This window comes from Salegentibacter tibetensis (assembly GCF_020164485.1).
Lineage (GTDB): Bacteria > Bacteroidota > Bacteroidia > Flavobacteriales > Flavobacteriaceae > Salegentibacter > Salegentibacter tibetensis.
Genome location: NZ_JAIQZA010000017.1, coordinates 63,075 through 79,794, shown reverse-complemented (window position 1 = coordinate 79,794; position 16,720 = coordinate 63,075). Strand labels below are relative to the sequence as shown.

Below are 16,720 nucleotides of genomic sequence, written 5' to 3'. Positions count from 1 at the left end.
GAAAGTTTTTTTATTTTGATTTCCCCTATAAACCTTTCCTTTATGTTTTCAGTTTTTTCCGCTTTTTAAAAAGAAAAGGAGGTAAAATAGTATCAATTAACTGGAATCGGTAATTTCCCTGGTAAAAGACAATATTGTTGCTCTTATCATTGTGGTCTAAACACAGCTCCATGGCTTTTTTACTGGGTACTGGTGCCCCGTAATCCTTTTTGACCTCAAGCAATTTTCGTTTTACGGCAGCATCTTTAAGCCTGGAAGCAGTAGACGGTGAAATTTGGAATATCCTACAGATTCCAAGGACAGATAACGGAGCAGGTGCTTCTTTATAATTAAAGTGAGGGGATAGAAAATGATAGGTACTGCCTTTTATCTGTACGCTTTTCTTTCTCCTTACTTTTCTTCAAAAATCTTTATGGAGGTATCCATAAATAATTGCTCCTGTAATTGCCTTAATGTTTCTATAAGTATAAAAATCTACCGGGAAGGAAAGTCTTGCCTCCCAATTGTTTTCTTCTCGTATTTTGTCAAAGGATTTAATGATATAATATCCTGTTTTTGAATTGTACTGCAGCCATCCTTTTTTTACGAAAAAGCCTATATACTTTAAAGTAGTTTTTCGGAAACTGATCTCTTATCCCTTTCTAAATCTGCGATTACCGAGATTAGGCTATTCATTTTTTTGGTTGGATATTCACGACTTTGAGGACTTATAAACTAACCTCCAGAAATTTTGTTCCTGCTTAAATTAGGCTGTTAACGTTCGCATATGAGATAGCTTCGCTTATATTCGCAACATCCAATTTTGCAAATAATTTTCTTCTATGAAATTTTACAGTATCGGGAGAAATATAGGCTTTTTCTGCAATCTCATTGATACTATATCCCCTTATTGAATATTGTAAAATTTCTTTTTCTCGATCGGAAAGCTCAATCTTATCCCTAGTGCTCCAAAAGCTACCTTCTAAGTCATATTTGAACTTTTGATTACTACCATTTTTATGGATTGTAATATTTCCAGAACCTTGTTTTGTAGAAAGTGAAACGATACACAGGGCTTTCCATATCTTCCCTTTTTCGGTCAAAAATAAAGGAGTCAATTTTTGATTTATTAAAAGTAGTTTTCCCTCACCTGTTTTTAGTAAAAAATCATAAGAAATAGTGTATTCCTTCCTTTCCTGTAATGGTATTTGTTCGAAAAAATCGAAACCGATGGTATTGATCTTTAAAAGTAGTTTTAAGTCCTCTGCCGGTACGTGTTTAAAATAGAATTCATATCCCATTTCCAGAACGGCTTGAGCTGAGTGCCCACACAAAAACAACGGATTATCGGATACGTATTCAAATCCCTTTTTTTCGTAATCTATTACATAGATACTCTTGTTTGTAGTTCTTGTAAATGCTATTATGGCCTCGATATAATTCGACAATTGAGCTGTATCAGAATCTGATAATTGTTCAACGGAATTTTTAAAGGAAAAAAAGGAATTTACATCTGTCATAAATAGGGTTTGTAAAACCTAAGTAAGAATAGATTTTAAAACTACTCTTAAGGGTAGTCCAACAATTACTAAATGGTTATAATTTAGGCAAGAAGTTTTTAAAAACAAACTTAAAGAAAAGATAAATCATAGTTCTAATGTTGGCAACAAGCTAAAAAACAACCCACAATTCAGGAAGAATAGTCCTTAAAATGGAAAAAATAAATACAACCTTACTTTGATTTATTTATGGAACAATTTGCCCAAATGGGTGCTAAGGCAAAAAAAATTATACGCTCAATTTTAGCGTTAAAATATTTGATGATGGAAAAAAGTTCGAGTTTTTATTATATCAACATTCAAACATAAACCAATGAAATTAAAAACAATTAATAAAATTGGATTATTCTTTATACTGTTAATCTTAATAATTGGATGCAAAGAGAAAACTTCGGAAAAATCACGTAATCAAAAATGGATTGAAGACATAGCTTATTTTGAAAGTGAATACCTAAATGAGTCCAAAACATTTTCAAAAGATTCAATATCTAGTTGTAAGTTAATATTATCTACATTAAAGTCTCAGATTGATTCTCTGTCAGATAATCAACTCATCTTACAATTGTCCAAATGTGTTGCTATGGCTAATAACGGCCATACCGCTATACCCCTTGGTTTTATGGACAAAATACCTCTGCGATTCTATAGATTTTCCAATGGACTTCATGTCATAAAAACCGATAGTGATTCAAAAGAATACTTAGGTGCAAAAATTTTAAAAATCAATTCAATCGAGATTGAGGACGTTGAGAAAAAACTTAATCCATATCTATCAGGAATAGACAGATGGAAAAAATTTAAAACAACAATTTATTTATCAAGCCCGGAAATCTTAAATGGGATTGGGTTATCCGAAAGGGATTCTATGATGCTTACTCTGCTTAAGGCAAAAGACACCATGGAAATTACTTTTGGGACGAAAGAAATGAAAAATAACAAACACGAAAGTTGGATGGACTTGTACCCTGATTCTACTGATATGGGTTGGCAATATGTTCTAAAAGCCAATATAAATAAACCCCTTTATTTAGAAAATATGAACGAAGGAGTTTTTTATACTTTCATTGATTCTGAAAAGTTAGCTTATTTCAGCATTAATGGCCACTGGGATAAATCTGAAAATTTTGGAGACAAAATCGATGAATTTATTGCCGAACTAAAAACCAAAACCGACTATGATGTTGTTTTTGATTTAAGATACTTTACTGGTGGTAACTATATAATTCCTGTAGATTTAGCAACCAGACCACCAAAGATAATTGACACCGATAAAAAAATATATTTAATAACAAGCAATATGACATTTTCAGCAGGTCTGGTAACAGCCGCCCGTATTAAATATTACGCAAAGGATAAGATTGTCATTGTTGGAGAAGAAGTGGGTGATAATTTAAAGTTTTGGGCCGAAAGAGATAATTACAAATTACCAAATTCAGAAATTAGAATAATTGATGCTGACGCCGAGCATGACTGGCAAGATGATAACTTTACACTTGGCAAGTCATTTTGGGTCAATATATTCTACGGAGTTCCGGCAAAAAACTTGAATGTAGATAAGGAAATAAAATTGAGCTTTGAGGATTATATGAATGGGAAAGACCCAATTCTAAACTGGATTTTAAACCATGACGAATAAAACCTTTTCATCGATGCTATAACGAAACTCCGTGCTCACTTGCTACCGTTGATTATCCTTAGGCAATCAAGCTCGCCAGCTCCTGTTTTTATACTTGACATTACTAATATTAAATAGGAATCCTAAAACAATGCAAATAAAAAAATTGCTTCTATGAGTCCCCAGTAAATTCAAATTAGAATCAATTAGCGGTCTTGTACATGATATTGAAGGTTGGATATCGCAACCAAATCCTTGATGAAATGGGGCGATATTTCAATTTTTCCCGCTACGAAGTTAAAAACCACCAATTTTAGGTGGTTTTTTAAATTTATAATATTCTTTATCACCACCGTACATTTCTTCTTCAGGTTCGAGTCTGGTTTTCTACTGGTAGATGATATTTCTTATAATGAATTGCTAACCAAGTAAATCTAAGCAATGAAATTTTCCAGGGAATAATTTTATATTTATTTACATGTATTTAATTTAATCCAATGAAAAGCCAAATTCATTTTTTAGTAACTGTTTTCCTTTTGCTTGGTATCTCTTCATTTGCGCAAGAAGGCAATATAGAGTTTCCATCTTTTGACCAGGAAATAACATTATCGATTGGAAATGATTCAATAGCTGTATATGCTTTAATTGCCTCTGGAAAAGAAGTAAAAACAACAGTGCTCCTTTTGCATGGTATTCCTGGGAATGAAAAAAATCTTGATTTAGCACAAGAACTTAGAATGGCAGGCAAAAATGTTATATTTTTTAATTACCGTGGTTCTTGGGGCAGTCAGGGTGAATATTTATATGCTAATTGTTTAAAAGATGTTGGACACCTGTTGGATTACCTATCTGATACAAATATATCCTCCAAATTAAGGATTGACACTTCTCAATTCGCTCTAATAGGCCATAGTTTGGGTGGCGGGTTAGCTTTAATTAAGGGAGCAAATGATTTACGCATTAAAAAGGTAATAGCACTTTCCCCAGTCAACTATGGTTACAATTTAATGGATTTCACGAATGCTGATTCGCTTCCTAGGTTTCAGGAGTATCTGGGTTCGATGTTTATGCTAAACCTGAATCCCAAAACCTTCATTCAGGAAATAATAAACAAAAAGGACTATTATAATCTTTTGACTCATCGAGAATTGTACAAAAGGAAGCCCTTTTTAATTATTGATGATTTTAGTAGGATAGAAGATGATTGGCCAGGAAAATTAAATGGGTATCTAGAACATCATATTATTGAATCCGACCACTCTTTCACTAACAAGAGAAAGGAATTAATAGAATATATAAGTAACTGGCTATAAAAAAAATCAATACAATAACGTGCATACTCAATACCGCTTCAGTGGGTTATCTCGGTGCGGGTGTTCTTTCCGGTAGATTAATCTGGAGGTGCAATTTCTAGCTGCGGTCTGGGCATTGAATAGAATTACTGGTAAAGATGAGGGAAGTTGCCATTTGTATTACAGAACAGTAGGTGGTTTGGACCTTATTAGATTTACAACTGAAGGTGAGGTCCCGGTTTCTCCATTACTATTCGACTAAAGATAACATCGGTCCATTAAATTAAGGAGTTTTAAGATTTGCCACCGCAACCACATCCTGTTTGAATTGGGTAGATATTTCAAAATCTCTCGCTACTAGCGAAGAAAAGCCACCTTTTTGGGTCGCTTTCTTACTTTTAAAATCCTTCTTATCCCTTTCTATATCGGATCAAGCCTAATTGGAATCAAGCCTAAGTGTTGTGTTTAAGCAATATGGAAGTTTATCCATATAGGTAGAATGATCCCAAAAGAATGTAATCTAGCTTATTTCCTGAAGTTCCCGTTTTGTTAAATTGTGCCAGCTTGTGATATAATCTTCTGTGTTAATCTTTTCATCTATTTTCAGAGAAGGGTCTAAAAATTTAAACGTATCGAGCAGCACAGAAAAGGGTCTGTATCCGGTAATCTGAACCGTCTTTTCTCCATATTGGATTAGCATGGTTGGAAACCTCGTTACTCCCTTCAACTTCACTTTTTCGAGATCTTTACGAAAGAAATCAGAAGACTCGTTTGATAATAGCGACACCTTGAAATTATTATAATTCAGAATAGCTTTTTCTTCAAGATTTTCTGCGATTTCCATGATGACATCCGTATCTCCTATATTTTTCTTGTGAATCATAACAGCTTCTCTTAATTCTCGCAACATAGCTTCTCCGGCAATAAAAGACTGGTTTTCGGCTACTTTTACGGCCATGCAGGCAGGGTACGAGGTGTCCACTGGATTATTAATCCACAAATGTTCATCAATAGGCTGTCCCGAAAGATGTTTAGCTTCAACCCAAAGCGGGCCCATTTGAGAAGGTTTGATAATGCAATTTAGTTGGTCTGAGTAATGTTCCCAATCCCTTAGGAGCCCACCCATAACATAATTTATTTGTAGTCGATTTTTAAGCAAGTAACGTAATTTGCGCAGCTGTGGTTCCAGGCCCCAGCTCCAACAACATAAGGGATCTGTAAAATATTCAAGATAAAATTTGTTCATATTTTTCCTGGTAAAAGCCGGATGAACCCGGCTTTTGCTTTTTTATTTTTAATAATTGCTCCATTGCATTTCTCCTTTATCCGGTAATGCCTTTTCAATTTCTTTCACCTTCTTTTTGCTTAGTTCCTTGTTCTTTTTATCTACTTCCTTCTGTGTTCTGGAGGAGGTCTGCTTCGCGTCTTTCAATCCTTTTGTCTTTTTAACGTGCTCTATTGGATCTGAAATATATTCCCAGGTTTCTCCCAATTCAGGACTTTTCCCTTCATTCCAGGGGCCTCGAACATCTTCGCCGTTAGAGAGGTTAAAATATTGATTGCTATAGCGTGGATCACTTTGCAGCACACCCGGAGGAAAGTTAGGTTTTATAGTTTCGAGTGCTGCCTGGAACATTTGGAAATGTGCAACCTCCCTGGTCATAAGAAATCTTAAAGTATCTTTTACGTGAGGATCGGAAGTATGCTGAAGAAGGTATTCATATACTATTTTTGCACGGGATTCTGCCGCTATATTAGAACGAAGATCGGCAGTTAAATCTCCGTTTGCGGTTACGTAAGCTGAAGTCCATGGATTTCCGTTGGTATCAGTTAAAGTAGGTCCGCCTCCTGAAAGATTAAAGAATTGAGGATTCACCATGGCCTGGTGAATAAACTCTTCTTTTGAAGCCGTTCCCTGCATAAGAGGCATTATTTCAGATTCATCAGCCGCATCCTTAAGGCTGCCGTGAATTCCTTTTAGAAGCATTTGAATTGTGGCACCAACAATTTCTAAATGGCTGAATTCTTCTGTAGCAATATCCATTAGAAGATCATACTTATCCGGATGTATTTTTTTTGCTGCGAAAGCCTGGGTGAAATACTGAAGCGCGGCTTTCAGTTCCCCATTAGCACCTCCAAATTGTTCGAGAAGGAGTGTGGCAAATGCAGGATCTGGTTTAGAAACCCGTGCATTAAATTGAAGTTCTTTAACGTGGTAAAACATAATATTCAGTTTAAATGGTTAATAACAGGTACTTAAATTAGATTTAAAGCCGCTGATTATCAGTTAATTGTTTACCAATTAGTGTTAAGGCCTTTATAAATTAAAAGGGACATTGCGTTATATTACAATATTCACGCGATTATGCGATAGTAGAGATTGTTGTGAAATGAAAAATGACTTTAGAAGAAATGGAAAAGGGTGGGAATTAAATTATAAGGAAATTTTTAATCCCTCATTGAGGGTTTAACCCGCCTGAATGGAATTTATTTCGGGCAGGTTCCCCGAGGCTTGCCTCGAAATTATAAAATAGTTTTCCAATTCATACCTCGTGGGCTTGCCCCGAGGTTCTTGATTTCTATGGTTTTTTCCGGCAGCCTAATTTATTGATGAAAAATGGCTTACAAATTTCAGTCGGTTTTTGAAATTCGTCCTGCCGGAAGTAATGTCAAATTTCCTTTATATTATTCGCTAAAAAATATTTGAAAATTGAGGAGTCCGAGGAATATTCTGCTATTTTAGCGTTTTAACTTTAAAAATACTATCATGAAAGAACTTGTTGAAAACATTCAGACTACTTTTGAAAATTTCCAGACAGAGGCTAATGCGCAATTAGAAACTGGCAATAAAAGCGCCGGGACCAGAGCAAGAAAATCCTCTTTGGAACTGGAAAAACTTTTAAAAGAGTTTCGTAAAGTTTCAGTTGCAGAATCAAAAAAGTAAAAGTTTACTGAGGTTGTCTGGAAAGGTCTAATTTGTCAAGCTGTTCCGAAGTTTCGGGACATAATGATGATTTAAAAGAAACTTTTCAGACAGTCTCTTTTTATGCTGTTTTAAAAAAGTAATATCAGATAGTATAAGTTCAACGCGTCCAAAAAGTGAACTAATACGGTACAAGCTTAAATATAGTAGATATATTATTACCATATTCACCGCTAATCTCTTCGACCGTTTTAAACATCTAACTCTTTTAAAATTTCCCGCGATTTACAGCGATGAATATTTAGCCTTCTTCATGAGATTAATCAACTTATTTTATGGATCTCTTTTTCCTCTTAGCCATATTATAAGATTTAATACGAATTAAAGATTTTTCCAATAGGGAAATTTTTTCCTTTTCAGAAAGGTTTGATCTAAATGATCGTAAAAGGATAATTGATAAAAGAGAAACCAGGATTCCCAATGAAATTTCTAGCATAACATATTTTTTGGTTAAATCTAGAAAAATTACTCCATCTTAATATTCAAACATTAATAATCCTTCGTTAAATATGTAAAGTGAATAATCTGATTCATTTTGCGGTAATTTTTGTGTTTTAATAGCCATTTCCCACTTTTTATCAAATTTCAAAGCCTTTGTGACGCAACCTTTTATAAGCTTTGGCATCTATTAAATACAAAACCAATTGATTATGAAAAAACTATACTGCTTTTTGACATTCGGCTTATTGTTATTATCTTCCTGTGAAACCGATAACGTATCAGATCAAAATATATCTCCATACGTTGATTTTTCTAATCAGGCCGGAGGGGTTTACGATATGGAAATCCCCGGGGATAATTATAATGAAATTGTAGAAAATCCTTTTGTAAAGGTTGAGGATCAGGCAATCTCTACATTTTCCATAGATGCAGATGGTGCTTCTTATGCTAATTTAAGACGGTTCCTGTTACAGGATAATCAATTACCGCCTAAGAATGCCATTCGTACCGAAGAGATGATCAATTATTTCAATTTAGATTATGGGTTTACAGAGAGTGGTCATCCTATTAGTTTAAATGGAGAAATAAGTAATACTCCCTGGAATAATGAAACCAAACTTATACGAATAGGAATAAAGGGAAAACCCCTGGCTGAACCCTTACCGCCATCCAATTTTGTTTTTTTAATAGATGTTTCCGGTTCCATGGGAAGTGAGGATAAGCTAGAGCTTTTAAAAAACGGTTTTAAAACGCTCGTTAATGAATTTACATCTGAGGACAGGATAGCTATAGTTACTTATGCAGGTTCTTCTTCCGTGATACTTGAATCGACCCCGGGAAACGAAAAAGGTGAAATTATAAATGCAATAGATAGGTTAGGTGCTGGGGGGAGTACTGCCGGTTCTGAAGGAATAAAAACCGCATATGAAATAGCCGCTGCAAACTTTTTAGAAAATGGTAATAATAGGGTTATTCTTGGAAGTGATGGTGATTTTAACGTAGGGATCACCAGTCAGGAAGAACTAATAGAATTAATAGAAGAAAAGCGGGATAGTGGTATTTTTCTAAGTGTGCTTGGAGTTGGTCGCGGAAATTTAAACGATGCTGCTATGGAACAAATAGCAAATAACGGAAACGGGACCTATGAGTATATTGATAATATAGAGCAATTGAGAAAGGTATTTATCTATGAATACAACAAATTTTTTACGGTGGCTAAGGACGTAAAGGTCCAGGTAGAATTTGATATTAAAAATGTGGAAGCCTACAGGCTTATCGGGTATGAAAACCGTCTTTTAAAGGAGGAAGATTTTGAGGACGATGAGGAAGATGCCGGTGAGATAGGAGCGGGACAGAATATAACCGCAATTTATGAGGTAATACCTTCCAGGAATCCCCAGTATTCTACCATTCCTTCCATTAAGGTAGATTTTAGGTATAAAGACCCTGATTCAGATTCGAGCCAACTATTAGGACTGGAAATTTTTGATGAAGGAAAAGCATTTGGAGAGTCTTCAGATTTTATGAGGTTTACTGCCAGCATAGCGTCTTTTTCCATGTTGCTGCGAGATTCTGAATACAAAGGGAGCAGTGAATATGATAAAGTATTGAACTGGTTAAATTCAACAAGCCTGGCCGATGAACATGGTTTTAAAGCTGAATTAAAGACTTTGGTTGAAAAAGCTAAGAATCTATAAAAAAATAAACTACTGAAAACCTACTGGAATCGTTGAAAATTCCTGGTGTGTTTGACTCAAATACATCAGGAATTTTTTGGTCTGTTCTAAGTGTTTTTATAGCAATATGGTAACCGATCCTTTTTTCTGACTTTTCGTACTGGAGCCGGATTTTTCTGTGGGGGAAGTTCCCTATGTTTAACATAATAACGGTAAATGTAAATAGGATTGCAGGGAAGTTCACGCAAGCAGAAAAAAAAGTTTCACATCGTTTTTTGAGGTTTTCCTTCATAAGGAGGTTTTTTTAAAGGCTGTGAGATGATGTCTGGGACTTGCAATTAAAAAAATCTATTTTCTCTGATATATATCACATTATTTCAATTCTCTATTGTCTTGAAATGTTGTAATTTTAAGTGTATTAACCTGGAGGTTTTCAAAAAGTTCGTGAAAAATAAGAGCTTTCTGAAATTTGGTAAAGGTATTACACATGAAAAACTCTTCTCATAAAATTACCAGCCTACACTGGCATACCTTCACTCCCACTGAAGTAAAAGAAAGTTTAAAAACAAATTTTGAAAAAGGTCTTTCAAAGGATGATGTTTCTTTACGAAAAGAAACATATGGGCTGAATGAACTCCCAAAAGGGAAAAAACAATCTGAATTAAAACGCTTTCTGCTTCAGTTTAATAATTTACTCATATATATACTTATCATTGCGGCTGTAATTACAGCGCTTATGGACCACTGGATAGATACCTGGGTCATCGTGCTTGTAGTTATAGTTAATGCTGTAATTGGATATATTCAGGAGGGAAAGGCAGAGGAAGCTTTGGAAGGTATTCGCAATATGCTCTCCCTGCACGCCCTAGTAGTAAGGGATGGCAGGCAAAAAGATATAGATGCAAAGGATTTGGTGCCGGGAGATGTCATTCGGCTAAAATCCGGTGATAAGATTCCGGCAGATGTGCGAATCATTGAATCACGGGATTTCCAGGTAGAGGAATCGCCGCTTACCGGGGAAGCCGAAGCGGTAGAAAAGAATACGGATCCCGTGGCAGAAAATGCCCTTCTGGGAGATCGTACCGGAATGGGGTTCTCCGGCACTACTGTGGTTTACGGGAAAGCCACGGCTGTTGTAGTTGAAGAGCTGATACTGAGCTGGGAAAGATTAACAGAATGATGACCAACGTGCAGGTGATCACCACTCCTCTTCTTCAGCAAATTGAGGAATTCAGCAAATGGCTCTCTTTGATCATCGTGGGAATTACAGCAGGCTTTTTTGCCTTTGGATATTTTTTCAGAGATTATTCCATCACAGAGCTTTTTCTGGCATCAATAGGGCTTGTGGTCGCTGCCATTCCTGAAGGGTTGCCGGCCATAATGACCATTACTCTGGCGATAGGGGTTCAGCAAATGGCCAAAAGAAAAGCTATAATAAGAAAATTGCCTTCAGTTGAAACCCTGGGGTCTGTAAACGTAATATGCTCAGATAAAACAGGTACCCTAACAAAAAATGAAATGACCGCAAAAACGGTTGTCACTTCAGAAAAGCAATATACGGTTGAAGGGACCGGTTATGAACCCTTAGGAAATATCCTGCTCGATGAGCAAAAGCTTAAAGTTGATGAAGATCTGGTCTTTTCAAGATTGATGCAATGCCTGCGAGCCTGTAACAATTCAGAGATAAACCAAAATGAAGAGGGTTATTACGAAATTATAGGCACACCTACAGAAGCAGCTTTACTGAGTTTAAGCCTAAAAGCCGGTTTTGAGAATTTTAGACCGGAACGCCTGGATACCATTCCATTCGAGTCTGACCATAAATTCATGGCAACTCTTAATAAGGTGGGAAATGAAAAGCTGGTATTCATGACCGGTGCGCCGGAGAAGGTACTCGAAAAATGTGCTTTTCAATTTACTGCTGCCGGCTCTCAAGAGGTGAATAAGAGATACTGGCTGGAACAAATAGATAAGGTAGCCTCCGGAGGGCAGCGCATCCTGGGAGCTGCATTTCGGAAAGCTCCGAAGGAAACATCTCAATTAAATTTACCTCTTGGGGAATCTGAATTTACATTTTTAGGCATAGCCGGGATCATTGATCCTCCACGGGAGGAGGTAGTGCAGGCGATTAAGGAATGTAAAACTGCCGGGGTAAAAGTTAAGATGATTACCGGTGATCATGCGCTAACCGCAAAGGCCATTGGCCGGGATATAGGTATTGAAGGCTATGAGAATGTTATCACGGGGCAGGAGATAGAAGAAATGAGTGATGAAAAGCTTCAAAAGATTGTAGTGGATCATAGCATTTACGCTCGTACCACACCAGAGCATAAATTAAGACTTGTAAAAGCATTGCAGGCCAACGGGTTGTTATGTGCCATGACCGGGGATGGAGTTAACGATGCGCCTGCCCTAAAAAAAGCCAATATAGGCGTGGCAATGGGAATTAAAGGTACTGAAGTCACCAAAGATGCTTCTGAAATGGTGCTGGCCGACGACAATTTTGCCACCATTGTAAACGCAATAAAAGAGGGCAGAACCGTCTATGATAATATTAAAAAAGCTTTATTTTTTATCCTGCCAACTAATGGGGCAGAGTCTCTTGTTCTTATGGCCGCAGTTATTCTTGGAATAATAATGCCTATCACCCCGGCACAGATCCTGTGGGTTAATATGGTTACAGCTGTAACCCTGGCCCTGTCCATTTCATTTGAGCCAATGGAGAAGAATGTGATGAAAAGGCCGCCCAGAATGGCAGATCAGCCTATCCTTGGGAAACAATTTCTATGGAGAATCATTTATGTCTCAATTATAATCGGGGCTTTTACTCTGGCAGTATTTTATTATATGCTCAACATTGGACTGGAAGAGAACGGGGCCCGCACTGTGGCGGTGAATACTCTGGTTTGTAGCCAGCTATTTTATCTCTTTAGCTGTCGAAAAATGAAGGGTCCGGGGATCAATAAAGATTTTTTTGGTAATCCCTATGTGTTCTATGCCGCAGCTGTTCTTACCTTTTTACAGTTGGTCTTCGTTTACGCCCCCTTTATGAATAGCTTTTTTCTAACAGTACCCGTACCACTGCTTTACTGGATCCACCCGGCAATAGCCGGTTTTTGTGTCTTTTTAATCGTTGAGGGCGAAAAATATTTGACCCGGAATTGGTGGAAATGAATTACAGTGTTGTATGGGTGTAAAGTAGAACTAAATCTGCGTACCAGTATGGGATTTAGAGCTTAACCAGACCGTTGAGGTTATAAGATCTAAAGAGAAGGATAAATTTGGTTTTCAGTTAAACGAAACAATTTGGAAGCCTTAAACTTTAAAACGGATTCTGAGGAGCAGGGTACAGAAAAAGCTATTATTAAAGGTGCCGAATTCGGTGTGTGCTAAAATGGAGCCTTGAAAGAGTTTGTAAAATAAGGCTTTTCTTAAATAGTTTGAGTTTCGTCCGCCGATTCTTGAATAATAATATTTTTACAAAAGGATCTCTTTATAAGGCTTGGTAGCCAGCATTTTTCATGAAAAATGCGGTATTGATTTAATTTAATTATCTGAGGACTATCTGTTTAGTGTTTTGCTGATCAATATTTTAATGTTTAAAAAAAAGCGGAATGATATCGATTACATTTCGGTATTTGTATAGGTGCTTATATCGAGTTGTCATAATAAAACAATGCTCTTAATGTTAAATTATGCAGTTATACGGGGTTAAAAATAAAATTTGTAATTTTTATTGGCTGTATATTTTGGAAATGTTAATTAAATGTTTACGTTTGTGTAATCGATTACAATTATTTATTTACTAGTAACAGGTTTTTTATCCGCTATAATAACTTTAAACGAAATCGATGTAGTTGTGGAATTCAGATTTTTGAGGAAAATTAACCTATAAGTTTCTCAATAACTAATTAACCTTTAATGAAAACTATTAATAATCAAAAAGATCAGTTATGCATCAAAAATTGCTGAGACTAACCCGAAGACAACTATTCTTGTTAGGGGTATTTATTTGTTTCTGTGCTCAATTAAGTGCTCAGGAGAATCAAGTGACGGGAACTATTTTAGATTCTGAAACAAACGAACCCTTGCTCGGTGTAAATGTACTTGAGAAAGGAACTTCCAATGGTGCGATGACCAATTTTGATGGTGAATATTCACTTGAAGTTTCAAGTCCAGATGCTGTTTTGGTGTTTAGCTATATCGGGTATAAAACTCTTGAAGTTAATGCAGATGGGAGAAGCACTATCAATGCCACCCTTCAAGTAGATTCAGATTCACTGGATGAGGTCGTTGTTGTAGGATATGGTACAACTAAAAAATCAGATTTAACAGGTTCGGTGGTATCAATTTCAGGAAACGATCTTACGGAACAAGCAAGATCGAGTGTGGCTGAAACTTTAACGGGTAGACTTGCCGGTGTGCAGGTGTTGTCTACAGAAGGCTCTCCCGATGCTGAAATAAATATTAGGATACGTGGTAACGGTTCACTTACCCAGGATAGTTCTCCTTTAATAATAGTGGATGGTTTTCCTGTAAACAGCATGAGTGATATTAGCCCTACCGATATTGAGAGCATTTCGGTATTAAAAGATGCCTCATCTACTGCCATATACGGTTCAAGAGGTGCAAATGGGGTTATAATTATTACTACCAAGGACGGAAGGAGTGGTGAAATAAATGTGAATTTCAATACTTTTTACGGATTCCAAAAAATTGCAAATACCATTGATGTTCTAGAGCCGGAAGATTATGTTAAGTGGCAGTATGAATATGCGTTGCTTAGAGATTCCGAAAACTTAGATTCTTACGAGAGATATTTTGGACTTTGGCAGGATTACGATCAATATGTCGGACAGGAAGGCAATAACTGGCAAAAACAGATTTATGGTAATATGGGCGAAGTTCAGAGCCATGATTTAGCGATTAGGGGTGGTTCTGAAAAGGCCAGTTTCAACTTTAATTATGCTCATTATGATGTAAATACTATTATGCTCGGTTCCGATTATAAAAGGGATAACTTATCGTTAGCTCTTAAGAGTCAGGCTGGGGAGAAGGTAGATTTATCTTTTACCGTTCGTTATTCCGAAACAGAGATCAACGGAGGAGGAACAAATGAGCAGAATGAGATTTCTTCTGCTGATTCCCGATTGAAATTTAGTGTTCAATATTCTCCAGTTCCAATTTCAGGACTTACAACTACAGATACAGACCAAGCCTTAGCCGGTTATCTGGTTAATCCTTTTGTAGCTACATCCGATAATCAAAGACAGCAACTAAGAAAGAATTTTAATATGTTGGGAAGTTTTGGCTGGGATATAATCGATAATCTTAGATTCCAATCTGATTATGGTCTTGACCACCGCATTGAACAGGATTATCGCTATTATGGCCGCTCCACTTATTATTCGCGCAATAGACCATCTGCAGATAATCAGGGATTGCCTGCACTGGTTTACAGCGATCGAAAGCGTGAAAGTTTTAGGAATGCTAATACGATTAATTATGATTTTAATAGTTTTCTTAGTGAAGATCATAACCTTAAATTGCTATTAGGTCAGGAGATGATCGTTACCCAGGATAACGAAGAGACTTCTGAAATTCAGGGTTTTCCAAAGGACTTTGGTTTTGAAACTACCAGAAAGTTAACTACTCAGGGTACGCCACAAAGCGTGGACAATTTCTACAGGCCTGATGATAAGTTATTATCTTTCTTTGGGCGTGTTAATTATGATTTTAAAAGTAAATATTTAGTTACAGCTACTTACCGTGCTGATGGTTCGAGTAAATTCCTGGGCGACAATCGCTGGGGATACTTTCCTTCGGCAGCAGTAGCTTGGAAATTAAAAGAGGAGAATTTTCTAAAAAACGTGGAATGGTTAAATGCTCTTAAGTTGAGATTAAGTTATGGTGAAGCTGGTAATAATAATATACCAGCCGGTCAAACCGTGCAAAGCTTTCAGTCAAATACTACTACCTATTTAAATGAGATTCCAACTTATTGGTCATCTTCAAGAGTTCTGGCTAACCCAGATCTTAAATGGGAAACTACGGTAACACAGAATGTCGGTCTTGACTTTGATATGTTCGGTGGTGTCTTAAGAGGTAGTTTTGAGGCTTATAAAAATATAACTACAGACCTATTGCTTGCATTTCGTACCCCGGGATCTGGATATGAGTTTCAATATAGAAATCTAGGTGAGATCCAAAATTCAGGTGTAGAAGGCTCATTAAATATTAACGCAATTACTAAACAAAACTATGGATTAAGTTTCGCTGTTAATGCATCAGCGAACAGGAACAAAATTAATTCCTTAGGTTCTCTGGAAGATTATCAGGAGTACTCAGGCTGGGCCTCTTCAGAAATTGGAAGTGATTATGCTGTATGGGTCGGCCAACCTGTAGGAGCGATGTTTGGCTATCAGAATGATGGACGCTATGAAGTATCAGATTTTGATTTTGATGCCGTAACAAATACCTATACGTTAAAACCAGAAGTGGTAGATAATAGTGACCTTATTGGTGAAGTAATGCCTGGCTCTTTGAAGTTGAAGGATATTAATGGCGATGGAATAGTAGATATTAATGATAACTCTATTATTGGGGATTCTAACCCGGATTTTACCGGTGGTTTTGTGTTAGATGCTTATGCATACGGATTCGATCTTACTGCGGCTTTTAACTTTAGCGTGGGGAATGATGTTTATAATGCTAACAAAGTTCAGTATACCACAGCCAACGAAAACAGTCAGTATCGTAACTTAAGCACGATCATGGGAGATGGACGTAGGTGGACGAATCTTAATCCTGAAACCGGGCAGCTTATAACTGATCCTGATGCGCTTGCAGCTGCAAACACAAACACGACTATGTGGTCTCCAAATATGCGAAGTTACGTATTTAGTGATTGGGCAGTAGAAGATGGGTCATTTCTCAGGTTGAATACACTTAGTTTAGGTTACACAATACCTAGCTCGCTTATGTCAAAATATAATATTACTAAACTAAGATTTTACGCAACGGCAAATAATGTGTTTATCCTAACCGATTATTCAGGTCTTGATCCAGAAGTTTCTACAAGGAGAAGTACCCCTCTAACTCCGGGAGTTGATTTTTCTCCGTTTCCTAGAAACAGACAAATAGTATTTGGACTAAACCTTAATTTTTAAAAATTA

11 protein-coding genes are annotated in these 16,720 nt (G+C 36.6%); 7 read left to right on the top strand and 4 right to left on the bottom strand.

The window, feature by feature from the left end:
* Positions 1–740: 740 nt before the first annotated feature.
* Complete coding sequence (locus LB467_RS10510; RefSeq protein ID WP_224473993.1) at positions 741–1,499, bottom strand: response regulator transcription factor; 759 nt, start codon at positions 1,497–1,499, stop codon at positions 741–743.
* Between the two features lie 352 nt (positions 1,500–1,851).
* Between LB467_RS10510 and LB467_RS10505 the strand changes: the two genes are divergently transcribed.
* Both LB467_RS10505 and LB467_RS10500 read left to right on the top strand, forming a co-directional pair.
* Positions 1,852–3,174, top strand: coding sequence for a S41 family peptidase (locus tag LB467_RS10505; RefSeq protein ID WP_224473992.1), 1,323 nt, complete (start codon positions 1,852–1,854; stop codon positions 3,172–3,174).
* 476 nt (positions 3,175–3,650) lie between these two features.
* A complete protein-coding gene (locus tag LB467_RS10500; RefSeq protein ID WP_224473991.1) occupies positions 3,651–4,466 on the top strand; it encodes an alpha/beta hydrolase in 816 nt (271 codons plus the stop codon).
* 499 nt (positions 4,467–4,965) lie between these two features.
* Here LB467_RS10500 and LB467_RS10495 read toward each other — a convergent pair whose 3' ends face one another.
* Together LB467_RS10495 and LB467_RS10490 are read right to left on the bottom strand one after the other, a co-directional pair.
* Positions 4,966–5,691: a DsbA family protein gene (locus LB467_RS10495; protein WP_224473990.1), complete on the bottom strand. Its 726-nt coding sequence runs from the start codon at positions 5,689–5,691 to the stop codon at positions 4,966–4,968.
* Positions 5,692–5,739: 48 nt separating this feature from the next.
* On the bottom strand, positions 5,740–6,669 hold the full coding sequence (locus LB467_RS10490) for a manganese catalase family protein (protein ID WP_224473989.1): 930 nt from the start codon (positions 6,667–6,669) through the stop codon (positions 5,740–5,742).
* Positions 6,670–7,212: 543 nt separating this feature from the next.
* On the opposite strand from LB467_RS10490, the gene LB467_RS10485 reads away from it, so the two are divergent.
* Both LB467_RS10485 and LB467_RS10480 read left to right on the top strand, forming a co-directional pair.
* Positions 7,213–7,389 carry a histone H1 gene (locus LB467_RS10485; protein ID WP_057482651.1) on the top strand — a complete coding sequence of 59 codons (177 nt, stop codon included), beginning with the start codon at positions 7,213–7,215 and terminating at the stop codon, positions 7,387–7,389.
* Positions 7,390–8,078: 689 nt separating this feature from the next.
* Positions 8,079–9,566, top strand: coding sequence for a vWA domain-containing protein (locus LB467_RS10480; protein WP_224473988.1), 1,488 nt, complete (start codon positions 8,079–8,081; stop codon positions 9,564–9,566).
* Here the strand turns inward: LB467_RS10480 and LB467_RS10475 are convergent.
* Positions 9,553–9,837, bottom strand: coding sequence for a hypothetical protein (locus LB467_RS10475; protein WP_224473987.1), 285 nt, complete (start codon positions 9,835–9,837; stop codon positions 9,553–9,555). The two genes, LB467_RS10480 and LB467_RS10475, sit on opposite strands and share 14 nt — an antisense overlap.
* Before the next feature lie 195 nt (positions 9,838–10,032).
* On the opposite strand from LB467_RS10475, the gene LB467_RS19185 reads away from it, so the two are divergent.
* From LB467_RS19185 to LB467_RS10465, 3 genes are all read left to right on the top strand, one after another.
* Positions 10,033–10,725: an HAD-IC family P-type ATPase gene (locus LB467_RS19185; RefSeq protein WP_262901624.1), complete on the top strand. Its 693-nt coding sequence runs from the start codon at positions 10,033–10,035 to the stop codon at positions 10,723–10,725.
* Entirely contained in the window at positions 10,722–12,719 is a 1,998-nt protein-coding gene (locus LB467_RS19060) for an HAD-IC family P-type ATPase (protein WP_262901623.1), read from the top strand. Before LB467_RS19185 ends, LB467_RS19060 begins: the two co-directional genes overlap by 4 nt.
* Positions 12,720–13,498: 779 nt before the next feature.
* Entirely contained in the window at positions 13,499–16,714 is a 3,216-nt protein-coding gene (locus tag LB467_RS10465; protein ID WP_224473986.1) for a SusC/RagA family TonB-linked outer membrane protein, read from the top strand.
* Positions 16,715–16,720: the final 6 nt, after the last annotated feature.